A 25,291-nucleotide genomic window follows, 5' to 3' on the forward strand; every position below is an offset into this window, starting at 1 on the left:
AGCAACGGACAGGGGGCGCATATGACACAGCACACATCCGATATCCTTGTCATCGGCGGTGGCATCGCAGGCATTTCGGCAGCGGCGCGCCTGTCCGGTGACGCCCAAGTCACGGTGATCGAAGGGGAAAAAGCGCTTGGCTATCACGCCTCGGGCCGCTCTGCCGCCTTGATCGAAGAGAACTACGGTGCCCCCTCTGTGCAGGCGCTGAACCGCGCCACCATCGGCTATCTGCGCGACGGCGGGTATCTCACACCACGCGGTCTGATGATCATTGCGGATCGCCACGAGGAAGAGGCGTTTCATACCGATCTCGCGCATATGGGCGTTGAACAGATCACCCCCGACGACGCACTGCGCCTTGTCCCGATCCTCGCTGCGGAACGGATCGCTTTTGCGGGCTATCACGCCGACGCCCATGATATTGATACCGACCGCCTGCTGCAGGATTTCGCCAAGGACCTGCGCCGCAACGGCGGGCGGATTTACACTGGGCATCCCGTGACCGCGATCGCCCGCACCGGCGACATGTGGGAGGTCACCGCAGGCCCGCAAACCTACCACGCGAAGAAACTGGTGAATGCCGCCGGAGCGTGGGCCGATCAGATCGCCATTCTGGCAGGCGTCGCCCCACTGGGGATCACGCCCCTACGGCGGTCGATGGCGCGGATCGCGGCACCAGGTGGGTACGACCTGTCGCTCTGGCCGATGTTTTTTGGCGTGGGCGAAACGTGGTACGCCAAGCCCGACGCGGGCGCGCTGTTGATCTCGCCTGCCGAAGAGGACCCGACCGACCCCCATGATGCGTGGGCCGACGACATGGTGCTGGCCGAGGGGCTGGAGCGGTATCAGAATATGGTCGCCGTGCCGCTCACCAAACCCATCTCGACGTGGGCGGGACTGCGCAGTTTTGCCCCTGACCGCACGCTGGTGCTTGGCCCCGATCCCGCCATGCCCGATTTTATCTGGAGCGCGGGACAAGGCGGATACGGCTTCCAGACCAGCGCTGCCGCATCGCAATTGGTGGCCGATCTGACCCTTGGCAATACCCCATCCCTGCCCGAAACTGTGGTCGCGGCACTGCGCCCAGAAAGGCTACGCCCATGACCGGCAAGCTTCCCCCCTCCGCCAGCGTGGCGATCCCCGCCAGTGGCGCGATGCTGCACGCGCCCGCTGCCGACCGGAACAAAGACGCCCTGTGTGATCTGCTGCGCGAACACGCGCCGCAAAAAGGGCGCGCGCTCGAGATCGCCAGCGGCACAGGCCAGCATATCGCCGCCTTTGCCCGTGCCCTGCCAAACCTGCAGTGGCAACCGACTGAACCCGCACCCGACCGCCGCGCCAGCATTGACGCCTATATCACCAAAGCGGCCTTGCCCAATGTCGCCCCCGCAGCACCGCTCGACGCCACGGCGACGGGCTGGCACGAAACGCTGCCGGCGCAAGACCTGATCTTTTTTGCCAACCTGTTGCACCTGATCCCGACGGACGCGGCCCAACGTGTCATCTCCGAAGCCGCCTTGGCCCTCGCCCCCGGCGGCGCGTTGATCTTCTATGGCCCGTTCCGCCGCGATGGCATCCTCACCTCGGAGGGAGACCTGAGGTTCGACGCCGAGCTGCGTTCCGCCGACCCTGCCATTGGATATAAGGATACGGTCGACATCACGCGTTGGCTCAGCGATGCTGCGCTGAGCCCCATCGACCTCGTCGAGATGCCCGCCAATAATCTGGCCTTTATCGCGCGAAAGCCGTGACCATGCCCCGACTTCGCGTTCTTGCCTTGCTCTGTTCTCTTGCCCTCTCTGCTTGTGGCGCGCCGCAGATCTCTGTGCCCTTGGGGGATGTGACGGCGGCCAATTTCGGCGACCGCAAGCCGGTTGACTGGCCCGGCCAAAGCCCCGACCGTTATGCGGTCCACGGCATCGACGCGGCCCGTTTCCAAGACCCGCTGAACTGGGGCGAAGCACGGGTTTCGGGGGTGAACTTTGCCTTTATCAAAGCAACCGAAGGCGGCGATCTGCTGGACCCGATGTTCCAGAACCACTGGGACGGCGCAGGCCGTGCTGGCGTGGCACGCGGGGCATATCACTTCTACTATTTCTGCACGACACCCGAAAAACAGGCCCGCTGGTTCATTGAAAACGTGCCCAAGACCACAGGCATGCTGCCCCCCGTGCTGGATCTGGAGTGGAACCCGTTTTCGCCCACCTGCACACTGCGCCCGCCCGCCGATACCGTACGCAAGAATACTCTAATTTTTCTGCGCATCCTCAAGGCGCACTACGGCCAGCAACCGATTATCTACACGGCACCTGATTTCTACGAGACCAACCAGTTGGGCCGCTTGCGCGATGTGGAATTCTGGCTCCGCTCCACCGCCGCCCACCCGTCCGAGAAATACCCGAATGAACGCTGGACCTTCTGGCAATATACCAGCACAGGCCGCGTGACCGGAGCGCAGGGCGACATCGACATCAACGTCTACGCCGGCAGCCCCGCCAGCTGGAAAAGCTGGCTCGCACGGCGGCAGGTGCGGTAAGGCGCGAAAGCAATCTATCAGGGCGCCACCTTGGACATTGCAATTATAAAGTGAACCTGGCACGATTTCCCAAGCGGAAATGGCAGGCACATGGCGACGCGTCGAAACTGGACCGAAGACGAGGTAACAGAGGCTTTGTCGCTGTATCTGCTGCTGCCCTTTGGCAAGTTCCACTCTGGCACACCGCAAATTATCCGCATGGCCGAACGGATCGGGCGCACGCCGTCGTCTGTGGCGATGAAACTGTCCAACCTCGCCGCATTGGACGAAACGCTGCCGCAAAAGGGGCTCGCCAATCTGTCAGCGATGGACCGGCAGATGTGGGCGCGATATCGGCAGGATCCCTCCTTTGTATTTGCCGCCTATGAAGCACAGCTTGAGCCGCCAAAGCCCCAGATGCCCGGTTTTTCAGAACAGCGGCAAGCAGACTGGATCGCCAAGCAATCAGAGGTCACCCGACGTGCGGTGGTGCAGCGCCGCGGTCAAAGCTTCTTCCGCGAGATGATCCTGAACAACTACCGGTCACGCTGCGCACTGACAGGGATCGACGACGCGCGGCTGCTGACCGCAAGCCACATTGTCGGCTGGCAAGAGAACGAGGCGCAGCGGTTTTACCCTGAAAACGGTATCTGTCTGAACGCCCTGCATGATCGCGCCTTTGACCGGCATCTGATCAGTTTTGACGACGACTACCGCATGCTCATCGCCGATGACATGCCTGATGAAGCCAAACGCAAGCTAACTGCCGGAGCCTCCGAAAGCCTGCAATTGCCAGAGCGGTTCCTGCCCGATCCTGCGTATCTACAACATCATCGGCAGCGCATGGCCGAGCGGCAGAACAGGCCGCCGCTCGGTTAAGGTCAGGCTCTAGCCATCCACGCGGATCGTCGCGTTCTTGGGATCATAAGGACTGTCCTCGACGATCTCGGCGTCCCACAGCTGGTCGAACATCTTGATCTTTAGCTTGGTCCCGACCACGGCGATCTCGGGTTTGACATAGCCCATGCCGATGGATTTACCGAAAGCCACCGAATACCCGCCCGAGGTCAGACGGCCCACACGTGTGTCCCCATGGTACAACACTTCGCGGCCCCAGGGATCGGCATCTTCTGGCCCGTCAATCAAGATCGTCACACATTTGCTGCGGATGCCATGCGCCTGCATCGCGTCCTTGCCATGGAACTCTTTCGACAAATCAACAAAGCGCGGCAGGTCGGCCTCAAGCGGGGTCGCATCACGGCCCAGCTCGTTGCCAAAGGCACGGTAGGATTTTTCCTGCCGCAACCAGTTCTGCGCCCGTGCGCCGACCAGCTTCATGCCGTGTTTCTCGCCGGCTTTCTCAAGCAGATCGAACAGGTGGTTCTGCATCTCGATCGGGTGGTGCAGCTCCCAGCCCAGCTCTCCGGTATAGGCGACGCGGATGGCACGCACGGGCACCATCCCCAGCTCTATGTTGCGCATGGTCAGCCAGGGGAACCGCTTGTTGCTGAGCACCGTTTCGGGATCAGCATCCTTGATGATTTCTTTCAGCACGTCGCGCGATTTCGGACCGGCAATGGCAAAGACGCCCCATTGCGTGGTCACATCATGACATTCGATATAGCCGAACTCTGGCGCTTTATCGGCGATGGCCTTGCGAAGGAAGTCGCTGTCATAGGCGGTCCATGCCCCCGCAGACACAAGATAGTATTCATCCTGCGCCAGACTCACGATGGTATATTCGGTGCGCGTGGTACCATTGATGGTCAGCGCATAGGTCAGGTTGATCCGCCCGACGGACGGCAGCTTGTTACAGGTGAACCAGCTCAGGAATTCCGTCGCCCCCGGCCCTTTGACCAGATGCTTGGTAAAGGCGGTGGCATCAATAAGCCCCACACCTTCGCGGATCGCCTTGGCTTCCTCTACCACATGTTCCCACCAACCACCGCGCCGGAACGACCGGCTGGCGTGATCGTCAAAGCCCATGGGGGCAAAATAGTTCGGACGTTCCCAGCCATTCACATGGCCGAATTGCGCGCCACGGGCGGCTTGACGGTCATAGGCGGGCGAGGTCCGCAAGGGGCGGCACGCGGGGCGCTCTTCGTCGGGATGGTGCAGGATATAGACGTGCTCATACGCTTCTTCGTTCTTGCGCGCGGCATATTCGGTGGTCATCCAGTCGCCGTAGCGTTTGGGGTCCAGTGATGCCATGTCGATCTCCGCCTCGCCCTCGACCATCATCTGCGCAAGGTAATACCCCGTGCCCCCCGCAGCCGTGATCCCAAACGAGAACCCTTCGGCCAGCCACATGTTGCGCAGGCCCGGTGCCGGACCAACCAGCGGGTTCCCATCGGGCGTATAGCAGATTGGCCCGTTGAAATCGTCCTTCAGCCCGGAGTCCGCACAAGACGGCACGCGTTCGGCCATCGCCAGATACTGATCCGCGATCCGGTCCAGATCCAGCGGGAAAAGATCGGCGCGGAAGCTGTCCGGCACCCCGTATTCAAACCGCGCTGGCGCGCCGTGTTCGTAGATGCCCAGAATCCAGCCGCCCCGTTCTTCGCGCGCATAGGATTCATTGTCGGCGTCACGCACAACCGGATGCTCCGGATTGCCTTGCGCGCGCCATTTGACCAGCTCCGGATCCTGATCCATCACAATAAACGTATGCTCCACCGGAATGGCGGGCATCTTGATCCCTAGCATCTGAGCCGTCCGCTGCGCATGATTGCCGCTGGCGGTGACGACATGTTCGGCAGTTATCACAACTTGCTCATCCGAGGGCACAAGGTTGCCACCCTTCTCGACCATTTTCGTGACAGTCACCTCCCAAGCCTCGCCGTTCCAATGAAACGCATCCGCCTGCCACTTGCGCTCAATCATCACACCGCGCTGCCGCGCCCCTTTGGCCATCGCCATGGTGACATCGGCGGGGTTAATGTAGCCGTCGGTATCGTGATACAGTGCGCCTTTCAGATCGTCGGTCTTGATCAGCGGCCATTTAGCTTTGACTTCGTCGGGCGTCATGAATGTGTACGGCACGCCACAGGTCTCTGCCGTTGAGGCATAGAGCATATACTCGTCCATGCGCGCGTCCGTCTGCGCCATGCGCAGGTTGCCAACCACGGCAAAGCCCGCGTTCAGACCGGTTTCTTGCTCAAGCGTTTTATAGAACTTGATCGAATAGTCATGGATGTGCGTGGTGGCAAAGGACATGTTAAAATAGGGCAGTAACCCCGCTGCATGCCAGGTAGAGCCGGACGTCAGCTCGTCCCGCTCAAGCAGCATCACATCATCCCATCCGGCGCGGGCCAGATGATAGGCAATCGACGTGCCGACGGCGCCGCCGCCCACTACCAGTGCTTTGACTTGAGTTTTCATGAATCCGATGCTCCGCCAGAATAGGTCTTAGCGACATTTAGCAGCCCTTGCGCAAAACGCAGAACCCAGCCGACCAAAGACAGCACAAATGCGACCAACGTTGAAAAACTCGCGCACCCGCCGCTTCCAAATGGCAATAAATCCCCGCCGGAGGCATCGCGTCCCTGCCCTAGGCAGGGACCAACTTCGAACTTTGCGCTAGCCTGTCACGCGACGGCTTCGGGTAGAATCTTGCCCGGGTTCATAATGTTATCGGGGTCCAGCGCCCGTTTGACCGCCCCCATGACATCGACCGCTGCGCCAAGCTCTTTGACCAGATAGGGGCGTTTGCCCTGCCCGATGCCATGCTCGCCCGTACACGTTCCCTCCATCGAGATCGCCATCTCGTTGAGCCAGCTGATAAAGCTTTCGGCGCGGGCGACCTCCTCCGCATTTTCCATATCCAGCAGCAGCGACGCGTGAAAATTGCCGTCGCCGGCGTGGCCCACGATGGGCGCGACCAATTCCAACTCGGCGGCCTTGGCGTTGGCCTGCCCTACTGCGTCTGCCAGCCGAGAGATCGGGACGCAGACATCGGTCGCAACCGCCTTGCACCCCGGACGCAGGGCCAAGATCGCCCAATAGGCATCATGCCGCGCCTGCCACAGCCTGTTGCGCTCTTCCATCGTGGTGGTTGCCTGATAATCGGTGCCACCATTTTCTTCGGCGAGCGCTGCGAAGGTTTCTGTCTGTTCCACCACGCCCGCGTCAGAACCGTGGAACTCCAGCAAAAGCATCGGCGTTTCGGGCAGCGATAGCTTGGCATAGCCATTCACCGCGCGCACGACCATCGCGTCCAGCAGCTCGATCCGCGCGACGGGCAGCCCGTATTGGATCACACTTTGCACCGTTTCGCAGGCGGCCTCTACCGACGGAAAGGAACAGCGGGCAGAGCTGATCGCCTCGGGGATGCCTTGCAGCTTGAGCGTGATCTCGGTGATGACGCCCAACGTCCCCTCAGAGCCGACCATCAGCCGTGTTAGATCATACCCCGCAGACGATTTGCGCGCCCGCGCACCGGTGCGGATCACGGTGCCATCAGCCATCACCGCCTCTACGGCCAGCACGTTGTCTTTCATGGTGCCGTAGCGCACCGCGTTGGTGCCCGACGCCCGCGTCGCCGTCATCCCGCCAAGCGAGGCGTTGGCCCCCGGATCAATCGGAAAGAACAGGCCCTGATCGCGCAAATGGGTGTTCAGCGCCTCGCGGGTCACACCGGGTTGGACGCGACAGTCCAGATCGCCCGCGTTGACCTCGACCACACGGTCCATCTGGGTCAGATCAATCGACACGCCCCCCGCCGGCGCATTGACGTGCCCCTCAAGCGAGGTGCCGGTGCCGAATGCGATGACCGGCACTTTATGCGCGGCACACACCTTGACCACGGCGGCGACATCATCGGTTGAGCGGGCAAAAACCACCGCATCGGGGGCCTGATTTCTGATCCAAGTTGTTGTGTGCCCGTGCTGTTCGCAGATCGCCTCACCGGTTTGAAACTGCGTGCCGAACTGCTGCTTGAGGATACCCAAGGCGGTGTCGATCCCGGTCTCGTTGCGGGGCATGTCGGTGGCCTGTGCCATATGGTCTTTCCTTTAGGTCAAAGTGGGCGATCACTCGCCAAGGGCGATACCTTCGCGGCGCGGATCTGCCCCGCCGCGAAGGTCTTCACCAATCGAAATCATGTGCAGCCCCGAGGTCAGTGCGCGTGTGTTCACCTCGTACCCAAGGGCTGTCAGCGCATCTGCCATTTTGGCAGTGTCAGTGCCTTCTTCTAAGTCATAGGGACCGAAACGGTTGATCGCATGGGGCAGCGCTGCGGCCTGCTGCACGTCCATGCCCCAGTCCAGATGCGCGATGATCGCTCCGGCGACATAGCCGATGATCCGGCTGCCACCGGGGCTGCCCACGGCCAGAACCGGCGCGCCATCCTTCATCACAATCGTCGGTGCCATCGACGACCGCGGTCTTTTTCCGGGCTCGACACGATTGGCAATCGGCACCCCGTCGGTGTGCGACCGGAAAGAGAAATCCGTCAGCTCGTTATTCAACAGAAACCCGCGTACCATCAGGCGGCTACCAAAGCCGTTCTCAATCGTCGTGGTCATGCTCGCCACATTGCCCATGCTATCAACAATCGACACATGCGAGGTCGAGGGCAGCTCGATAGAGATATCATCGGCAAGGTTTAGCGCGTGATCAAAAGCCGGCGCGCCCGCGGTCACTTCGGGCAGGGCGTCGTCGCCCCGCAACAGCTTGGCACGTTCCGCCAGATAGGTCGGGTCCAGCATTCCAGCCACCGGCACAGGCACATAATCGGTATCCGCGACATAGCGGCCCCGATCCGCAAAAGCGAGCCGCGAGGCATCGCCGATCAGCCGCAGCACCTGCGCGTCCACCGGACCGGCGCCGAGGTCCGCATTTTCCAGCAGCCCCAGAATTTGCCCCACGGCGAGCGCGCCGGACGAGGGCGGCCCCATGCCGCAGACCTCGTGCCCGTGGTAGGGCGCACAGACGGCATCGCGCTCTTTGACCTGATAGATCGACAGATCGACTTCTGACAGCACACCGGGGTTGCCTTTGGCCCCTTGGACAGCCGCCACAATGTCGCGGGCGATGTCACCGGTATAAAAGGCATCGCTCCCGCGTTCAGCCAGCGCCGCGACCGTGCGCGCATAGTCAGGGTTTTTCAGCGTATCCCCGGCCTGCACCGGCGTGCCGTTCGGCATGAAATAGGATGCTGTCGTTTCCGAAGTTGCCAGCCTTTCGGCGTCCTCCGCCACGAGCCCCGCAAGGCGTGGGGAAACGGCGAAACCCTTGTCGGCCAATGCGATGGACGGCGCGAGCAAATCAGCCCACGGCTGGTTGCCCCATTTTTCATGTGCAGCGGCCATCAACGCAGGCGTGCCCGGTGTTCCGACGGAACGCCCACCGACGACCGCATCAAAGAACCCCATCGGGACACCCTGAGCATCCTGAAACAGCTGTGGCGTCACCGCCAGTGGTGCGGTTTCACGCCCGTCGAGTGTGGTCAGCTTGCCTGATGCCGCGTCATACCAGACCAAAAACGCCCCGCCCCCAAGGCCCGAGCTTTGCGGTTCAACCAGCCCCAGCATCGCTTGGACGGCGACCAGCGCATCGGCAGCGGTGCCGCCCTTGGCCAGCACATCTGCGCCTGCTTTCACAGCATGGGGATTGGCAGCGGCGACCATCCAGTTTTGCGCGACGACAGGTTTGCCTGCCGTCTTGGCGTCAAATGCGGCAGTGATATGAGGGGATATGTCGGTAAAGGTACCTTGGCTTGCGCCTTCAGGGGCGACACTGTCGGCGGCCTGCTGCGCCACCACCATACTGCCGGCAAAGCCAGCGACGACGATGGCAAAGCAGGTCTGCCCGATATGTTTTCCGATGTTTTTCACAAGCATGGTCCCCTCCCCGTTCCGGTGCTTGGGGCCAACCTACTTGTTTTTATCGCCAGCGCAAATTGAACCGCGCTGGCGCGTCGCTTACAGCATCGACGGGACAACCTGATCCGGTGGACGGTGCCCGTCTTCAAAGGTTTTGATGTTGATAATGACCTTTTCGCCCATCTCGACGCGGCCCTCTAGCGTGGCCGACCCCATATGCGGCAAGAGCACGACATTGGTCAGCTCGCGCAGACGCGGATTGATGGCTGTGCCGTGTTCATAAACGTCCAGCCCAGCCCCTTGCAGCTCACCGGCGCGCAGCATCCGCGTGAGGGCATTTTCGTCGATAACTTCCCCCCGAGAGGTGTTTACGATCACCGCATCCGGCTTCATCAGTTTAAGCCGGCGGGCGTTCATCAGGTGGAAGGTGCTTGGGGTGTGGGGGCAGTTGATGCTCATCACGTCCATCCGCGCAACCATTTGGTCAAGGCTTTCCCAATAGGTCGCGCCTAGGCTCTCTTCGATCTCGGGGCGCAGGCGGCGGCGGTTGTGGTAATGAACCTGCATCCCGAACGCGGCAGCGCGGCGCGCGACAGCTTGACCGATACGCCCCATCCCTAGAATGCCCAAGCGACGGCCGCTGACACGCCCCCCAAGCAACGCGGTCGGGGCCCAGCCCTGCCAGTCGCCTGACTGCATCTGCGCCATCCCTTCGGACATGCGCCGCGTCACGGCAAGAATCAGCGCCATGGTCATGTCTGCGGTGTCTTCGGTGAGCACACCGGGGGTGTTCGAGACCAAGATACCGCGCTGCCGGGCCGTCATCACGTCAATATGATCGACGCCCGCCCCGTAGTTCGCGATCAGTTTCAGCCGGTCCCCCGCCTGCCCGATCAGGGCCGCGTCAATTTCGTCGGTCACGGTGGGCACTAGAATATCCGCGGTTTTCATGGCTTCGCCCAGTTCAGAGCGGGTCATCGGCGTGTCATCTTCGCGCAACGTCACATTGAACAGTTCCGTCAATCGCTTTTCGACGACTTCCGGCAACCGTCGCGTGACTACAACACTTAGCGGTTGCTTTGACATTGTGGGCCTCCCAAATATGGCTTTGCACTGTGCTTGATGGCATGGTGTCCCAAGCAGAGACGAGGCACAAGAACCTCGCAGGGCAAAACTGCATTAAATCAACGGCAATAGACCAGACAGGCAGTCATGATACCGAAGTTACGTTCCGTCCTTTTAGGCGCTTTTGCAGCTGTTCACCTGTTCAGCGCCCCCGTTTATTCGGAAGAGGTCGGACAGGTGACGAACCTGCCGGTGCCCCGCTTTGTGTCTATGAAAGCCAGCGAGGGGAATGTGCGGCGCGGTCCTTCGCTGACGCACCGGATCGATTGGGTGTTCAAACATCGCGACCTGCCCCTGCGCATCACGGCAGAGCACGGCCACTGGCGCCGCGTCGAAGACCGCGACGGCATGGGCGGCTGGGTCCATTATTCCCTATTATCCGGCACGCGCACCGTTTTGGTCGAACAGGACCGCCTGCAATTGCGGGCGCGTCCCGACCCAAAGGCCCCTATCGAGGCAGAACTTGAACTGGGCGTGATCGCGCGGCTCGGGGCATGCGACCTTGAATGGTGCTACTTGCGGGTCGACGGCTTTAAGGGCTGGGCCCCCAAGGCGCGGCTGTGGGGCGTGGGCGCGCAAGAACTGCGCGACTAGCCCCGCAATTGCACATGGCGCGATCTTGGGCTTAGGTGACGCAACACCTTGCCCAATGATCAGGAGCCCCCATGCAAGCAGTCACCTATTCAACCCTTGGCGAAGCGCGTGACGTGCTGACCCTGACCGAAATGCCAACCCCCGCCCCAGCCGCGGACGAAGTGCTGGTCCGGCTGTCAGTATCGGGGGTAAACCCCTCTGACGTGAAATCCCGGCGCGGCCGCCCCGGCGTGACCCATCCGCCGTTCGATCAGGTGATCCCGCACAGCGATGGCGCCGGCGTGATCGAAGCAGTCGGCGCAGGTGTGGACCCCGCCCGCGTCGGCCAGCGCGTCTGGATCTGGAACGGACAATGGCAGCGGCCTTTCGGCACTGCCGCGACACATATCGCCCTGCCACAGGCACAGGCGGTACCGCTGCCCGATGACGTGAGCTTTGAAACAGCGGCCAGCCTTGGCATCCCCGGATTGACCGCAGCCCATGCGGTATTCAACGGGGGCGATGTCGCCGGACAAACACTTCTTATTCAGGGGGGCGCGGGCACCGTCGGCTATCTGGCGGTACAATTCGCCACTTGGGCCGGCGCACGTGTCATCGCCACCACCGGGCAAAGTGGGGCCGAACGCGCAAAGTCCGCCGGTGCCGATGTGGTGCTAGATTATAGTGCGACCGATCTGGCGCAACAGGTGCTGGATGCCAACGGTGGCGCACCCGTCGACCAGATCATCGAGGTAGAGTTCGGCGCAAATATCGCGCTGGATGCCGAAGTGATCAAACCCAACGGGCGCATCGCGGCCTACGGGTCTGCCAAGGTGATGGAGCCGACACTCCCCTTCCTGCCCCTGCTCTTCAAGGCGGTCACCATCGACATCATCCTCGTCTACCTGCTGACCGAAACCGAACGTGCCTTGGCAATCGAAAAGACCCACCAAGCATTAGCCGACGGCGCGCTGCACTGTCCGGTAGAGCAGACCTTCGCACTATCGGACACGATCAAAGCACACGAGGCCGTCGAGGCCGGTGCCCGCGCCGGTGCCATCCTGATCGACTGCGAGGGCTAATCCAGGGCTGTCCGCAGCGATTGCCCTGAGCACTATATAAGAAAGAGGCCGGCGCAGCAGTCAGGGCCCGGCCTCTTTCCCTGCCCCTGATGTCTTGTCCTCGCTCCGCCCCTTTTTCAGCGAGGGTCCGCCGCGATCGCAAGGCCTGCACAGACCGTGAAACTTCGCGACGCGCGACAGGCCTGACGCCTCGGACCACCGAAGCCCCCAGATTTTTACGCCCCCCCAAGCCTCGGGACCAGACAGATTAATAAATTCCAAGATTCCCACCACTTTTTGTCGATAAGGGTCTTGCGCCCCCCCGCAACCCAGACTAACTACGCCCACACGTTGGGATGTAGCCAAGTGGTAAGGCAACTGTTTTTGGTACAGTGTACCGTAGGTTCGAATCCTACCATCCCAGCCAACTTTCTTACTCACACACGAAATAACAAAGACTTAACCAAGTCTGGTACGACGTATGTGTCACAGCATTCTGAGACTGTGACACAGGGTGTGACACATGGCCTTGCGCGCTATGCCCAGCAGCATCGCGTTTCAGCCCGCCGAAACCACCGACAAAAACCTAAATATCGAGCCGGCCCCTACCTGATGCGTAGAGGCCGGATGTTTTATTTCCGTAAACGTTTGCCAGCATGCATATCAAAATTCGGTTCAAACCAATTTATCTGTCTTTCTTTGCGAACCCACCTCCCCCTCGACGCCGTGAAGCGTGCCGCCAGGCTGCTTTCGGTCTACGAGAAAAAGGAGTTAGATTGTCCGTCGTCAGGGTTTTTGGGACCAATGGCGACCTAAACTAAGAGAGAGTTCGGCTCATCTGGTTGGTTTGATTATGCGGCGCGTTGTTTGTGATGCAAGCGTCGCGTTTCGAGCGTCTTACGTTTGATCCTTTCCCTTTGTTTTAGAATGGCTTTATCGCGCGCGAAGTAGACGTCGGCGGGTGTGACGTTGCTCAGGATCTCGTGGTAACGCTGATGATTGCAATGATCGACGAAGGCCTCAATCTGGGCTTCAAGATCGCCCGGCAGGAAGTAGTTTTCCAGCAGGATGCGGTTCTTTAGGGTCTGGTGCCAGCGTTCCACTGCCTCTCAGGGTATTGCGTAGCAATGTCCCGAGAAGGATCTTGCCTTGGGTTTGGGGATGATACGGTGCGCCACGCGAGTGCTTCATGCCTTTGCCCAGTAGTCATTCGGCCAAGTCACCCGAGACGTAACTGGACCCGTTGTCCATTGCCCTCCCATGCATGGTTACATGCACGGGAGGGGCTGAGCAGTCGAGGTTTATGAATGACGTGAACCTGATCGAAACCGGATGCCTTCAGTGCCAGATCGAGCGTGTCCGTCACGTCTTTAGCCCGCAGGTTGGTGCAGAGCTTCCATCCCTTTCGGGACATAGCTGCGCAGTACCCTGTCGGCCAGTGGAGACGATGTAGCGGCTGTAATCGTCGAGGACCGTGCTGAGATAGAACCAACCCCACCCAAGGACCTTGATGTAGGTGAAGTCGGTCTGCCCGCTGCCCGGCAGTCGCCGCTTGCGGCGATGAGAGGGGGAGCTGGTTGATCCCACTTGTCTTGTCTTTGAACTCGCTCGCCGCCTTTATAACGATGAACGCAGGGCTGGTAATCAGATCATGTGCCTTCAAGATCCGATACGTCGAAGCCTCTGATACAAAGTAGCTTTCTGTATCTATGAACGTCACTGCCAGTTCTCGCGGCGACAGTTCCGTTTCCTTCAACGCCAGTTTGACCATCTTGCGGCGCACCTCGTCGGGAATGCGGTTCCAGACATGTTTTGGCTTGGGAGATTGGTCCTTCAGCCCGGCCTCACCACGCTGCAGATACCGATCGTATCCCGTTGACCGGCAGTCGATTGCAAAGTAGTCGATGAGAGGGGGCGGTAGAATGTCGTACGCGGGATACCCAGCTTGGCAAGCGTCTGACGGGCTGATAGGTGGCTTTCTTCGACCAGCCGAACGATCTCAAGTTTCTCAGATGCCGCCCTCTCATCGCTGTAAACAGCGGCTGCCGGGTAGTAGATACCTCATTCGGGGTCGCGCCCACCGTCGAACATGCTTTTTTTGAGAAGACGCAGTTCCAACGTTTGTTCGGCAACGACCTCTTTCAGGTCCTTTGCTTCGCGGCGCAGCTCCTTGACCTTGTCAGTGTTTGCCGCACGTGCTGTGTCGCCTGCCAAACGCCGTTTGCCAGCCTCCATGAAGTCCCCTCTCATGCATGTAAACATGCACTGCCGGGCAGTGCTTGGAGCATTTGTAATAGATGCCTTGAGAGATGCCCTCACCCCTCTCGGGATCATGCTTTGCATGACCCTGCCGGGCAGTGGGCGGCACAGCTCGGCAATGCTGTCTTCCCCACGCAGGCCATCCAGCACGATCCGGATCTTCTCTTCGGATGAATAATGTTTGCGCCCCTCTCATCGATACTGCGTATCGATGAGAGGGCAGCGGTGCGCCAGTTTGAGGTCTTTGACGATCTTCTCACCAGGGCTTTTGCGTGTTCCAGTTGTCTGTCTCATCGGCCACTCCTCAGTGGTTATGATGAGCCAACAACACTCTCTTATCAAATAACGCTATTTGGACCCATAAGCGCTGACGTCAGACAGTGACAAAAAATCTGGCGAACCTGAATGACCGCCTACCATTTAGGCGCAAGCCGACCGTAGCGCGTATCTCGGTAGAACAGGTAACCTGAGCCGCACAAAGGACCCTGCATAGCGCACCAAGATGTCCCCCCCGAAGGCGGGACCACCATCGGCGACCCGGATTTACCTTATACCATTGGCGGTTCACACCCTGTCCCATTGACAATGAGAGGTGTGCGGGAGGACTATATTCAAGCGGCTTTGGGAGAAACCGCACTCATGGGGGGGGGAGAAGCGTTGCTTGAAGGTGAACCACCTACGCAATTACTGCCATTTCCGATACGTGAAGACGGTCGGCAGCATACTGGCGCAGCGCTCAATGCGGTTTTGGGCAAAAAGTACGAAGACGCGGGGAGCATCTTGCTCGCCTCATCAAAAGGCTTGGGCTGGGGAGGCACGGTCAATGCGGAGCTACGCCGCCACAACTCGTTGAGCGGGGCGTCATTTATTCAGCCGGTCAATGAAGTCGCCATCGCTTTGGCTGGCAGCGCCGAAATCAGGCGCCGTGCTGACGGCGCTGAACAGCGATTCAAGTCTAAAGCCGGCGTATCCTGCATTTGTCCAAAAGGTGTATCAGTTCGCTACCTCAATATTGATGGAGATAGCTTGGACATGCTTCATCTCTATTTATGTAAGGACGTCTCTGGCGGTCTAAGCGATCGAGATACGAATGCCGAAGACGCAGGACTTGTCTACACTGGAGGCATATTCGATCCGCTAATTCATCAGATTGGGTTGGCGATTGCCGAGGAGTTGCAGGCAAGTTCAAAAAGCAACCGGCTCGTATTTGATACATTGAGTTTAGCGCTTTCGGCCCGGATATTGCAGCGGCACACTCGAGCCGACGATTGGGCGCGCTCTGATGCTTACGTTAGCTCCCAAAACGCCAAGGGCCTCGATCCGATGCGATTGAAGCGTGTCGTAGAGTTCATGATGGAAAACCTGTCAGAAGACATTTCCCTTAGCAACTTGGCCGACGTATCGTGCCTGAGCATGTTCCACTTTGCGCGGGCGTTCAAGCTTTCGACGGGGTCATCGCCTATGTTTCATTTCAGTCAGATGCGCTTGAGCAAAGCTAAGGAACACTTGGAGCATGGTAGCATGTCGATTGACGACATTGCAGAAACCGTCGGCTATTCATCAGGTGCCAACTTTGCGCGCGCGTTCAGAAAGCTCTGTGGAATATCTCCGTCAGAGTATCGGCAGCGAATGCGCAACTAAAGCACCTCCTAGACATGTTTAAACGTTACGATCCGCAAATTGCGCCATATTGCGCAACACTTGCATGCTATTGGGCAAGTCGCGACAGGCCGGCCCCGCCCTCTTTGGATATGCTCGGCAAAGCATGCGGGTCGTAAGTCGCCCTTCATGCCATTGCGTATAATCTGTGGAGGAAAATATGAAGAACGTTGAAACGGTAAGCGTCGCACATCTCGGGGGGTCAGAGATCGGCTATTGCTTTGGGGAGGACTTCGATCCATCTCGTCCGACATTAGTGATGGTGAATTCCTTTGCAACATCAAGTCAGCTCTACCGACCCCAGTTTTCGGATAAAGCGTTATCTGACACGGCAAACCTGGTGTCATTTGAATTGTATGGGCACGGTAAAACTCGAACGCCTTCCGAACAGTTTACCTACTGGGATTCCGCAATTGCGAACTTGCAGGCCATGGACAAGCTAAACATCTCTTCAGCATTCGTCTTAGGTACGTCGCAAGGTGGATGGGTCGCCGCACGCATGGCCATGCTGGCACCAGAAAAGATAAAAGGGATAATCCCGCTGGGTACCTCAATGGACTATGAAAGTCAGCAAAGCCAATCTCTGGGTTGCTGGAACGGATCTGAATTCAACAGTCCTCTTGTTGATGCACTTGCCGATCCGGTTGATGAGAGCTGGGAGCCCGCGGACGCGTTTTGCGACGCATTGTTAACTGCGGGCTTTGGCCCTGACGTCTCGGACGATGAGCGGGCCTTTTGGCACAAGACCCTGAAAGAAAACTACGCGGGTGATGATGGCCGCAAGCGATTGAGAATGTGTGCGATCAACCTTCGCGACCGAGATGGTCTTTATGGTCGCCTCGACTATGTCAAATGTCCGGTTGCTTGGGCGCACGGAACAGCGGACCAGGTCTATTCCGTTGAAAATGCAGAACTTGGGGTATCCAAGTTCACCAAGTCCGAAGATGCTACCCTGACGATCATCGAAGGTGGCCAGCATTTCCTGAGCGCATCACATCCAAAAGAGGTAAACGAACTCGCGCGATCGTTTATCAAAAAGTGGTCGTAACGTCCTACGACAGCGCAAACTGTCGTCATCGGTTAGGCCGCTGTCTGGGCAGATGACAGCAGATTGACGCTATGTGCCGGCGCGCAAGTCCATTCAGATGGATTTGCGCGCCGAACGCCGGGCAAGCTTGGCTGTATTAACATTGCACCCGAGAAGACTGAGCCGGAGGCGAACATCCCCCCTACAAAGGCGCTGCAACTCTGTATTTGCAACGCAACAGAACTGCCAACAGATCGCAGGCCTATACATTCGGTTGAACGGGTAGCTCCGACTTACGACGTGCAAGAATGTCGGACGACACAAGGTAAGAAGACGCGACATGGCTGCACACCAGTTTGCGCGTCAATTCGACATCTAAGTTAAGTATCGCGTCAGCGATCTGACGATGCTCGTTTCGAGAGGACGCCAACCGCCTATTATCCTCGCGGAAATTGGCGGCTCGCCAAGCAAAGGTTCGCATGCTCAGTTCGTCCAAGGTTGAGGCAAGTGTCATATTTCGAGCGCCGAATTTTATAGCCTCGTGAAACTGCCTATTGATATCGCTGTATGTCGTCGGGTCGTCGCAAGCATCGCCGCTGTCAACAATCACCATAAGCTGACGGCGTTCGATTTCACTCATACGTTTGGCCGCAAGAGCGGCGAGAGCGCTCTCTATCTCGCCAGTGGCTTCAAACAGTTCAGCAAGGTCTTCAGGTGTCATCTCGCGCACGAAGTAGGCCCGTCGGGTCCCACGCTCAGCGAGCCCTGCTTGGGCCAGCCGGTGCAAGGCTTCCCTCACCGGGGTGCGCGATACACCGAATTTTTCAGCCAATGACTGTTCGATAAGTGGTTCGCCCGGAGCCAATTGGCCGACCATGATCGTCTCTATCAGGCTTTCAAAGATGCAATCTGCTGCACGAATAATCATCGGCCAATCAATCCAGTCGTTTTGTGCTCTTTTAGCTTCCATTTGTATACATGTGCTTGCAAGCTTTAACCACATGACGCCGAGCAACTGGGAGAGTTCGGTTAAAAATGCCTCAAAATCGACGTGAGGCGGGCGAACTGGGGGAAACCCAGCGCGAGTATTTGTCGGCCGAAACGAACGAAGGGAGGAGACAATGCCAACAGGGATAATAAAATATGAAACCGATCGACCACAAAAAAGTTCTCGCCGAACGACTTTCTGCCCGCTTCGGACGTAGAACCGTACTTAAGGGCCTTGGTGCCGGTATTCTAACTGCCGCGACCACTGGCGCACCTTCTCTTGTGCGCGCACAGCAAAGCGGTCACATCAAAATTGCGTCCATTAAAGTCATTGATACGCTGGACCCCCACTTCACTGGCTTCCTGTCTTCCATCCAGATCATCAACAATATCCATAACGGTCTTCTCAAGATCGCTTACGACGGCAAGAACGTCACCTTTGAACCAGACCTCGCGGAAAGCTGGGATATCGAGGGCGACAAGGTCCACGTCTTCAAGCTGCGCGATGGCGTCAAGTTTCATGATGGGACGCCCTGCGATGCAGAAGCCGTCAAATTCTCTCTTCTGCGTGTCAAAGAAGGAGAACCCAAGTCACCACACGCGTGGAAACTGGCGCTGTTGGACACCATCGAGGTTGTCGATCCGCTGACGGTAAGGCTCACATTCTCCCAACCATATGCATTCCTGCCCGTCGCCCTGAACGGCTCGACCGGTCGCGCAGGCACGATCGTTAGCCCCGCTGCCGTACAGAAATACGGTGCCGACTATGGACGTAATCCCGTTGGGACGGGGCCATTCAAATTTGTGTCCTGGAAAGAAAACGACGCGATCGAACTCGAAGCAAACCCCGACTATTTTGAACCCGGTTTGCCAAAGCTTGAGCGCGCGACATTTGTTCTGATGAACGAGGCGTCGACTGCGCTCGCGGCATTGATGTCCGGCCAGATTGACGGCATGACCGATTGCCCGATGCAGCTTGTCGACCAGGTAGAAGCATTCCCGAATGCAAACCTGTATGGTGAAATTGAGGGCAATTACACCTTTGTCGGCATGAACTGCAAACGCGGCCCGTTTGATGACATCAACCTGCGCCGCGCCGTTGCCTGGGCCCTTGATCGCGACACCCTCGTGAAACAAGCCTACTTTGGGCGGGCGCAAAAAGCGTATACGCCGATTTCTCCTCCGATGACCGACTTCTTTGATCCCGACATCGCGTCCAGTGGCCGTGGTCAGTGGTTTGATCTAGAAAAGGCCAAGTCCTTCCGCGCCAAAGCGGCTAATCAAGGCGAAGTCGAAGCCGTATATATGATGGCGGAACGCGGTCCTGTTGGGACACGTATCGCTCAAACTGTGGCCCCGATGTTGGCTGAGATCGGCATTAAAGCGAAGCTGGAACTTGTAGAGCCCGCAACTTGGGTCAAGCGCCGCAACGCATCCGACTTTGATCTTTACGACTTTGAATGGGTTGCCGATCTCGACCCCGATGAAACGCTGTATCCCGAATTCAAATCGGACGGGGCATGGAACTTTGGCGGTTGGGTGAACACCGACTTTGACGACCTTTGCGCACAGGCTCAGGTTGAACTGGATCCAGCAGCACGACGCACTTTGTACAAGAAGGCCGAAGACCTGCTGATGGATGAAGCCGGCATTGCTGTCATGGCCCACATGCCGATTTACAAAGTGTTCTCTACCAAAGTTAAGGGGTTCCAATATATCCCGGCTGACCTTGTGAACCTGCACACTGTGAGTATTGACTAATGCTCGTTAAGGCACTGGGGAAAATCGCGCAGACATTCGTTGTCCTATTCGTCGTGTCGGTCGCCAGCTTCGGACTTTTGAAGCTGGCACCGGGCGATCCAATTCAGATCATGCTCGGGTCAGAGTTCTCTCAAGCGAGCTACGATTCTTTGAAAGCCGAGCTTGGGCTGGATCAACCATTCCTCGTTCAGTACGCGAATTGGGCGATCCAGTTTGTGCAGGGCGATTGGGGAACATCCTATGTCGCACGCGCAGAAATTTTCACCTATGCCTTCAAGGAGGCGTTGCCTGTCACGTTGACCCTCGCCTCCTTTTCTCTTCTTTTTGCAATTCTCGTTGGTGTTCCTTTGGGCGTGTTGTCGGCCATTAAGAAGGACACGATATTTGACGCCGGATCGGCTGTACTTGCCCTGACAGGCACGGCATTTCCTTCGTTTCTTCTGGGCATCTTGCTGATCTGGTTCTTCGCGGTGAAGCTCCAACTCTTTCCGGTCATGGGCTACGTCTCTCCGTGGGAGAACTTCTGGCTCGGCATTTACCACATGATCCTGCCCGGCCTTACGCTTTCGACCTATTTCATCGCGATGATTACCCGCCTTACCCGCGCGACGCTGATAGAAGTGTTAGAGCAACCTTATATCGCGGCGGCCCGTGCACGCGGTGAACCGAATTGGCGCGTCGTCTGGGTGCATGGTGTACGCAACATCGCTATGCCGCTCGTTACAATCCTTGGCCTGCAATTGGGCGTCCTGTTGCAAGGGACTGTTCTAACAGAAACGGTGTTCAACCTTCCTGGTGTTGGGCAGATGCTGACCTCGGCTGTACTGGGGCGTGAATACCTTGTGGTTCAGGCTGGCGTTATGATGACGGCGGTTTTGTTCATCGGCGTCAACCTGCTGGTCGATTTGTCGTATCCCTTCCTTGATCCACGATTGAGGGCCAGCAAATGAGCGTTCAAATGACCAAAGACGTCGCGGCTGTGCCGATTGTGGCCACGCCTTCGCCCTCTGCAAAATCCCGTCGATCTGTTTTCATCCGGCGACCGTTCTTTACCGCAGCTTTACTTGTCGCAGCGGCTTATGTGCTCGCTGCCATTTTCGCGCCCTATGTCGCCCCGTTCGATCCCACAAAGCAGGATTTTAACGTCATGATGAAAGCACCCTCTGTGGTGCATTGGCTGGGGACAGACAGCTACGGCCAAGACATCCTGTCGCGTGTCATATTCGGTGCACGATATGCGCTCATTATCGGCATCTTCTCGGTCATGATTGGCGCGATAGGCGGTCTCATTATCGGGCTGGCCGCTGGCCTTTCTGGTGGATGGGCTGAATGGGGCCTGATGCGCTTGATCGACGCCATCCTTGCATTGCCGTCGCTGATCCTCGCCGTCGCATTCATCGCGATCCTTGGTCAAGGCGTGGACAAAGTCGTCATCGCAGTCGGCCTCTCAATGATCGGGCCTTTTGCGCGCACGGTGCGCAGTGACGTGATGCAGGTGCGTGTGCAGCTTTTCATCGAGGCCGCGCAACTGATGTCGATTTCATACCTGCGTGTGATCTTACGCCATGTTTTGCCTAACGTGATTTTCCCGCTCGCCGTTCAGGTCACAATACGCGTTTCAGAGGCCATTCTGGTTTCTTCGTCGCTCTCGTTTTTGGGCATCGGCGTGACGCCCCCGACACCTGACTGGGGCCTCATGATCGCTGAAGGGCGCGATTTTGTCAGCTTTGCGCCGTGGATGTCTGCGATGCCCGGTTTTGCTCTGGCTCTCTTGCTGATTGCCTTGTCGATTGTCGGCGACGGGGTGCGCGAAGAGTTTGATCCTAAATTACGGAGAGATTCATGAGCGATATGGCTGTAAATCATGTCTTGTCGATCAAGGACCTGACCGTCTTTCGAGGTGCCGCTAAAATCCTGGATCGCGTCACACTTGCGCTTGGACAGGGAGAGACACTGGCTTTGGTCGGTGAAAGTGGGGCCGGGAAATCGACTATCGCCACCGCGATCATGCGCTTGCTTGAAAACGCGAGGGTCACCGGAAGCGCTACCTTGGCGGGCGAAGGCGACCTTCTCACGCTGTCAGAGCGGAAGATGGTGAAGCTTCGAGGCCGCCGTTTGTCTATGATATTTCAGGACGCGGGAACTGCGCTTAACCCGTCGTACACAGTCGGACGACAGCTGAGCACGACCTTGCGACGCATCCACGGGCTATCAAAGGCAGACGCCCGTGACCAAGCGATAGAGCTATTCACCTCTGTCGGGATCAACGACCCAGAAGGCCGGATGTCTGCTTTTCCTCACCAGTTATCAGGAGGCATGCAGCAGCGTGTCATGGTGGCGATCGCATTGGCGGGCAGCCCTGGTCTGCTTTTGGCTGACGAGCCGACCTCGGCTCTGGATGTCACGATCCAAGCACAGATTGTGCGACTGATCCTCAAGCTAACCCGTGAACGCGGCGCAAGTTGCGTCTTTGTATTGCACGATCTGGCCCTTGCAAGTCAGGCCTGCGATAGGATCGCGGTACTGTATGCGGGGCAAGTTGTAGAAAGTGGTCCGGCGCGCGATGTGCTCGAACGACATCGCCACCCCTATACCAAGCAACTTAAATCCTGTGTGCTGGAAATTGGTGCCAAAGACCTACCAGCCCCCGAAGGGACTGTGCCGTCTCATGGGCAGATGCCTAAGGGCTGCCGATTTTCCACCCGCTGCCCACGCGCAGTGGCGCGTTGCGCGGACGAAGCGCCCCCCCTTGTGCCAGCCCAGCAGACCGCGACAGGCTCGCTTGACCATCATATTGCGTGTTGGAACCCAAAATGACTGTGCAAACTTTGTTCGAAACCAAAGCGCCCGCGCCTGAACAGCCCATCTTCGAGTTGATCGAGGTCGAGCAGGTGTTCGAAGTCCCCAAACCAGGGCGATCCCTTTTCAGTCGCGATACCGTAGGTCTTCGTGCCTTGGATGGGGTTCGGCTAAATATTCGCAAAGGCACGTCCCTTGCCGTCGTCGGAGAAAGCGGGTCGGGTAAATCTACCCTGCTTCGGGTCCTGCTGGGACTGGACAGGCCAAGCGGTGGGCGTGCACTTTATCACAGCAAACCCATTCTGGAAGGACGCGCGACCGGTATCGATTTTGCACGCGATGTTGCGATGGTCTATCAAGATGCCCGTGGGTCACTCGACCCTCGCATGACGATTGGCGCGCTCATTGCAGAACCGCTTCGGCACTTTAATATCGTACCGCGCCAAGACGAGGCCGCACGTGTTTCACACCTACTTGATCGGGTGGGGCTGCCTGCTGACGCTGCTGACCGGTATCCATCGGGACTGTCAGGAGGGCAGGTGCGACGCGTGGCTATCGCACGCGCATTAGCATCGGAGCCTACGGTGCTTGTGGCGGATGAAGCTGTTTCAGGGCTCGACGTATCGACCCAAGCACAGCTGTTAACATTGTTGCAGTCATTACAGCGAGACATGGGCCTGACGCTTATCTTCATTACGCACGACCTTGGCGTCGCGAGCTTCCTTTGCGAAGAAATCGCGATCATGTATCTTGGCCGCATCGTCGAAACAGGCCCGACCGACGCCGTTCTTGATGCGCCATCTCATCCCTACTCTGCGGCTCTTCGTGCCGCTGCTCCACAATTCTTTGAACCGCTTTCAGAGCCATTGCCCGGGGAAATCCCAAGCCCTCTCAACCTGCCTGAAGGGTGCCGTTTTTCGACACGTTGCCCAAAGGCGCAGAACGATTGCCGTCTGAAGGATCCACAGTTGGGAAAGCTCAGCCCTCAGCGCGCGGTCGCGTGTCTGCATCCGCTGGCCTTAAAATAGCCGTCACTCTTCAGATTACACAAGATCATCGCGTGCCAATGGCCGGTGGTGCTAACTACAGGAAACCCGAAATGTTTGACTTCTTCTCTGCTCGCCGCCCCAGTACGCTCGCTTCTTCAGCGATGATCGCAACCTCACACCCGCTATCAACCTCGGCTGGCCATGAAATTCTGACCAAAGGGGGAAATGCGGTAGATGCGGCGATTGCTGCAGTGGCTGTGCAGAGTGTCGTCGACCCTTTGATGACAGGTATAGGTGGGGACTGCTTTGCGCTCTATGCCCCAAAAGGCGGCAAGGTTAAGGCACTGAATGGGTCGGGGCGCGCGCCAGCTGCCGCAACAGTCGAAGCGCTAAAGAATGCAGGTCTCACGGATGAGATTCCGCAGACAAGCCCGCATTCGGTCACGATTCCAGGTGCCATTTCGGGGTGGTGCCTACTTCACAAGGATCATGGCACTCTCCCACTGGAGCAGTTGTTTGCACGCGCCATAGAATACGCCGAAAGCGGCTATCCTGTCACACCGCGCGTTGCGATGGATTGGGCCGCAAATGCGGATATTGTTGCAGGCGATGAACATGCAGCAAAGCTGTTTCTGCCCGACGGGAAAGCGCCGAAAGCGGGCGACATGCATGCCCAACCCCTATTGGCCGAACGTCTGCGCGACATCGCAAAGAACGGTGCTGCAGGTTTTTACGAAGGCGACGTGGCCGCTAAAATGGCAGCACATCTGCAATCTCTTGGCGGTTTGCACACCGAAGCGGATTTCCACGAAGGTCGGGATCAAGCGCACTGGGTTGAACCGATTTCATCGCGTTACGGCGATCATGACGTCTATGAATGCCCGCCGAACGGCCAAGGGTTGGCGGCCTTGCTAATTCTACGCATCCTGTCACGCTTTGACATGGGTAAGGGACTTTCCGACGCTGACCGCATCCATCTGCACGCCGAGGCGACAAAACTTGGATACCATCACCGAGATGCATTGATCGCAGACCCTGCAGACTGTCCCGATGTGGTTGAAACACTCTTGTCTGACGACGTCGTAGACGCATTGGCCGCGCGGATCGACATGCGCCGTGCCCTGCCCCCTACCCTTTGGGACGAGCCAGAACATAAAGATACGATCTATCTGAGCGTCGTTGACGCACAGGGAAATGCGCTGTCCTTCATTAACTCAATCTTCCACGGTTTTGGCTCGACACGTTTAGACCCGACCACAGGTGTTCTTTTCCACTCACGAGGTGCTTCATTCAGACTTGCTGAAGATCATCCCAACGCCATCGCGCCGCGCAAACGCCCCATGCACACAATCATTCCTGGAATGCTTTGCAAAGATGGGGTCGCCGTTATGCCCTTCGGCGTCATGGGCGGGCACTATCAAGCCGCTGGCCACGCAGCCTTTTTGTCGGGCGTGCTGGACCTGGGAATGGACATACAAGAAGCAATGGATGCACCGCGCAGCTTTGCGCATGATGGTGTGTTGGATATTGAACCAAGCGTTGCCTTGGAAGTCCGTGAAGATTTGACGGCGCGTGGGCATGTGCTGGCCGTACAGGAATCCCCGATCGGCGGGAGCCAGGCAATCTACATCAACCCCGAAACAGGCTTGCTGTCTGGTGGTAGTGACTCAAGAAAAGACGGGATGGCGTTGGGGTTTTAAGGGTAGCTT

Annotated in this window: 20 protein-coding genes, 1 tRNA gene and 1 pseudogene; 16 read left to right on the forward strand and 6 right to left on the reverse strand. The window is 58.2% G+C overall.

The window, feature by feature from the left end; all coding sequences use genetic code 11:
• Positions 1 to 21: 21 nt before the first annotated feature.
• The 4 genes from E5180_RS08675 (at position 22) to E5180_RS08690 (ending at position 3,397) form a co-directional block, all read left to right on the forward strand.
• Positions 22 to 1,107, forward strand: coding sequence for an NAD(P)/FAD-dependent oxidoreductase (locus tag E5180_RS08675; protein ID WP_138924027.1), 1,086 nt, complete (start codon positions 22 to 24; stop codon positions 1,105 to 1,107).
• Positions 1,104 to 1,754, forward strand: a complete 651-nt coding sequence (locus E5180_RS08680) for a DUF938 domain-containing protein (protein WP_138924028.1) — start codon at positions 1,104 to 1,106, stop codon at positions 1,752 to 1,754. The genes E5180_RS08675 and E5180_RS08680 overlap by 4 nt, the downstream gene beginning before the upstream one ends.
• 2 nt (positions 1,755 to 1,756) lie before the next feature.
• Positions 1,757 to 2,539, forward strand: a complete 783-nt coding sequence (locus tag E5180_RS08685; RefSeq protein ID WP_138924029.1) for a glycoside hydrolase family 25 protein — start codon at positions 1,757 to 1,759, stop codon at positions 2,537 to 2,539.
• A gap of 90 nt (positions 2,540 to 2,629) precedes the next feature.
• Positions 2,630 to 3,397, forward strand: coding sequence for an HNH endonuclease (locus tag E5180_RS08690; protein ID WP_138924030.1), 768 nt, complete (start codon positions 2,630 to 2,632; stop codon positions 3,395 to 3,397).
• A gap of 9 nt (positions 3,398 to 3,406) precedes the next feature.
• On the opposite strand, the gene E5180_RS08695 is transcribed toward E5180_RS08690, so the two are convergent.
• The 4 genes from E5180_RS08695 to E5180_RS08710 form a co-directional block, all read right to left on the reverse strand.
• Positions 3,407 to 5,899 (reverse strand): GcvT family protein, encoded by a 2,493-nt coding sequence (locus E5180_RS08695; RefSeq protein WP_138924031.1) that lies wholly within the window; start codon positions 5,897 to 5,899, stop codon positions 3,407 to 3,409.
• Between the two features lie 206 nt (positions 5,900 to 6,105).
• On the reverse strand, positions 6,106 to 7,518 hold the full coding sequence (locus tag E5180_RS08700) for an FAD-binding oxidoreductase (RefSeq protein ID WP_138924032.1): 1,413 nt from the start codon (positions 7,516 to 7,518) through the stop codon (positions 6,106 to 6,108).
• Between the two features lie 30 nt (positions 7,519 to 7,548).
• Positions 7,549 to 9,285, reverse strand: coding sequence for a gamma-glutamyltransferase (ggt, locus tag E5180_RS08705; protein WP_441351445.1), 1,737 nt, complete (start codon positions 9,283 to 9,285; stop codon positions 7,549 to 7,551).
• A 156-nt stretch (positions 9,286 to 9,441) separates the two neighbouring features.
• On the reverse strand, positions 9,442 to 10,428 hold the full coding sequence (locus tag E5180_RS08710) for a 2-hydroxyacid dehydrogenase (protein ID WP_138924034.1): 987 nt from the start codon (positions 10,426 to 10,428) through the stop codon (positions 9,442 to 9,444).
• Positions 10,429 to 10,554: 126 nt separating this feature from the next.
• Here E5180_RS08710 and E5180_RS08715 point away from each other — a divergent pair, with 126 nt between their 5' ends.
• The 4 genes from E5180_RS08715 (at position 10,555) to E5180_RS16050 (ending at position 12,917) form a co-directional block, all read left to right on the forward strand.
• Positions 10,555 to 11,061, forward strand: a complete 507-nt coding sequence (locus E5180_RS08715) for an SH3 domain-containing protein (RefSeq protein ID WP_093734334.1) — start codon at positions 10,555 to 10,557, stop codon at positions 11,059 to 11,061.
• A 71-nt stretch (positions 11,062 to 11,132) separates the two neighbouring features.
• Complete coding sequence (locus tag E5180_RS08720) at positions 11,133 to 12,122, forward strand: NADPH:quinone reductase (RefSeq protein ID WP_138924035.1); 990 nt, start codon at positions 11,133 to 11,135, stop codon at positions 12,120 to 12,122.
• Positions 12,123 to 12,453: 331 nt separating this feature from the next.
• A tRNA-Gln gene (locus tag E5180_RS08725) sits at positions 12,454 to 12,528 on the forward strand.
• 185 nt (positions 12,529 to 12,713) lie between these two features.
• On the forward strand, positions 12,714 to 12,917 hold the full coding sequence (locus E5180_RS16050; RefSeq protein WP_441351446.1) for a DUF6538 domain-containing protein: 204 nt from the start codon (positions 12,714 to 12,716) through the stop codon (positions 12,915 to 12,917).
• A 35-nt stretch (positions 12,918 to 12,952) separates the two neighbouring features.
• Here E5180_RS16050 and E5180_RS08730 read toward each other — a convergent pair.
• Positions 12,953 to 14,654: pseudogene (locus E5180_RS08730) on the reverse strand (helix-turn-helix domain-containing protein).
• A gap of 300 nt (positions 14,655 to 14,954) precedes the next feature.
• On the opposite strand from E5180_RS08730, the gene E5180_RS08735 reads away from it, so the two are divergent.
• Positions 14,955 to 16,001: a helix-turn-helix domain-containing protein gene (locus E5180_RS08735; RefSeq protein WP_171048926.1), complete on the forward strand. Its 1,047-nt coding sequence runs from the start codon at positions 14,955 to 14,957 to the stop codon at positions 15,999 to 16,001.
• A 178-nt stretch (positions 16,002 to 16,179) separates the two neighbouring features.
• Complete coding sequence (locus E5180_RS08740; protein ID WP_138924037.1) at positions 16,180 to 17,067, forward strand: alpha/beta fold hydrolase; 888 nt, start codon at positions 16,180 to 16,182, stop codon at positions 17,065 to 17,067.
• 241 nt (positions 17,068 to 17,308) lie between these two features.
• Here E5180_RS08740 and E5180_RS08745 read toward each other — a convergent pair whose 3' ends face one another.
• Positions 17,309 to 18,016 (reverse strand): GntR family transcriptional regulator, encoded by a 708-nt coding sequence (locus E5180_RS08745; protein WP_138924038.1) that lies wholly within the window; start codon positions 18,014 to 18,016, stop codon positions 17,309 to 17,311.
• A 173-nt stretch (positions 18,017 to 18,189) separates the two neighbouring features.
• Between E5180_RS08745 and E5180_RS08750 the strand changes: the two genes are divergently transcribed.
• The 6 genes from E5180_RS08750 (at position 18,190) to ggt (E5180_RS08775) (ending at position 25,282) form a co-directional block, all read left to right on the forward strand.
• Positions 18,190 to 19,794 (forward strand): ABC transporter substrate-binding protein, encoded by a 1,605-nt coding sequence (locus E5180_RS08750; protein ID WP_138924039.1) that lies wholly within the window; start codon positions 18,190 to 18,192, stop codon positions 19,792 to 19,794.
• Positions 19,794 to 20,744 (forward strand): ABC transporter permease, encoded by a 951-nt coding sequence (locus tag E5180_RS08755; protein WP_138924040.1) that lies wholly within the window; start codon positions 19,794 to 19,796, stop codon positions 20,742 to 20,744. The genes E5180_RS08750 and E5180_RS08755 overlap by 1 nt, the downstream gene beginning before the upstream one ends.
• Entirely contained in the window at positions 20,741 to 21,640 is a 900-nt protein-coding gene (locus E5180_RS08760) for an ABC transporter permease (RefSeq protein ID WP_138924041.1), read from the forward strand. The genes E5180_RS08755 and E5180_RS08760 overlap by 4 nt, the downstream gene beginning before the upstream one ends.
• Positions 21,637 to 22,611 (forward strand): ABC transporter ATP-binding protein, encoded by a 975-nt coding sequence (locus E5180_RS08765; RefSeq protein WP_138924042.1) that lies wholly within the window; start codon positions 21,637 to 21,639, stop codon positions 22,609 to 22,611. Before E5180_RS08760 ends, E5180_RS08765 begins: the two co-directional genes overlap by 4 nt.
• On the forward strand, positions 22,608 to 23,621 hold the full coding sequence (locus E5180_RS08770) for an oligopeptide/dipeptide ABC transporter ATP-binding protein (RefSeq protein WP_138924043.1): 1,014 nt from the start codon (positions 22,608 to 22,610) through the stop codon (positions 23,619 to 23,621). Before E5180_RS08765 ends, E5180_RS08770 begins: the two co-directional genes overlap by 4 nt.
• A 71-nt stretch (positions 23,622 to 23,692) precedes the next feature.
• On the forward strand, positions 23,693 to 25,282 hold the full coding sequence (gene ggt, locus E5180_RS08775; RefSeq protein ID WP_138924044.1) for a gamma-glutamyltransferase: 1,590 nt from the start codon (positions 23,693 to 23,695) through the stop codon (positions 25,280 to 25,282).
• Positions 25,283 to 25,291 lie beyond the last annotated feature (9 nt).

It is taken from the genome of Sulfitobacter sp. BSw21498, from assembly GCF_006064855.1.
GTDB lineage: Bacteria > Pseudomonadota > Alphaproteobacteria > Rhodobacterales > Rhodobacteraceae > Sulfitobacter.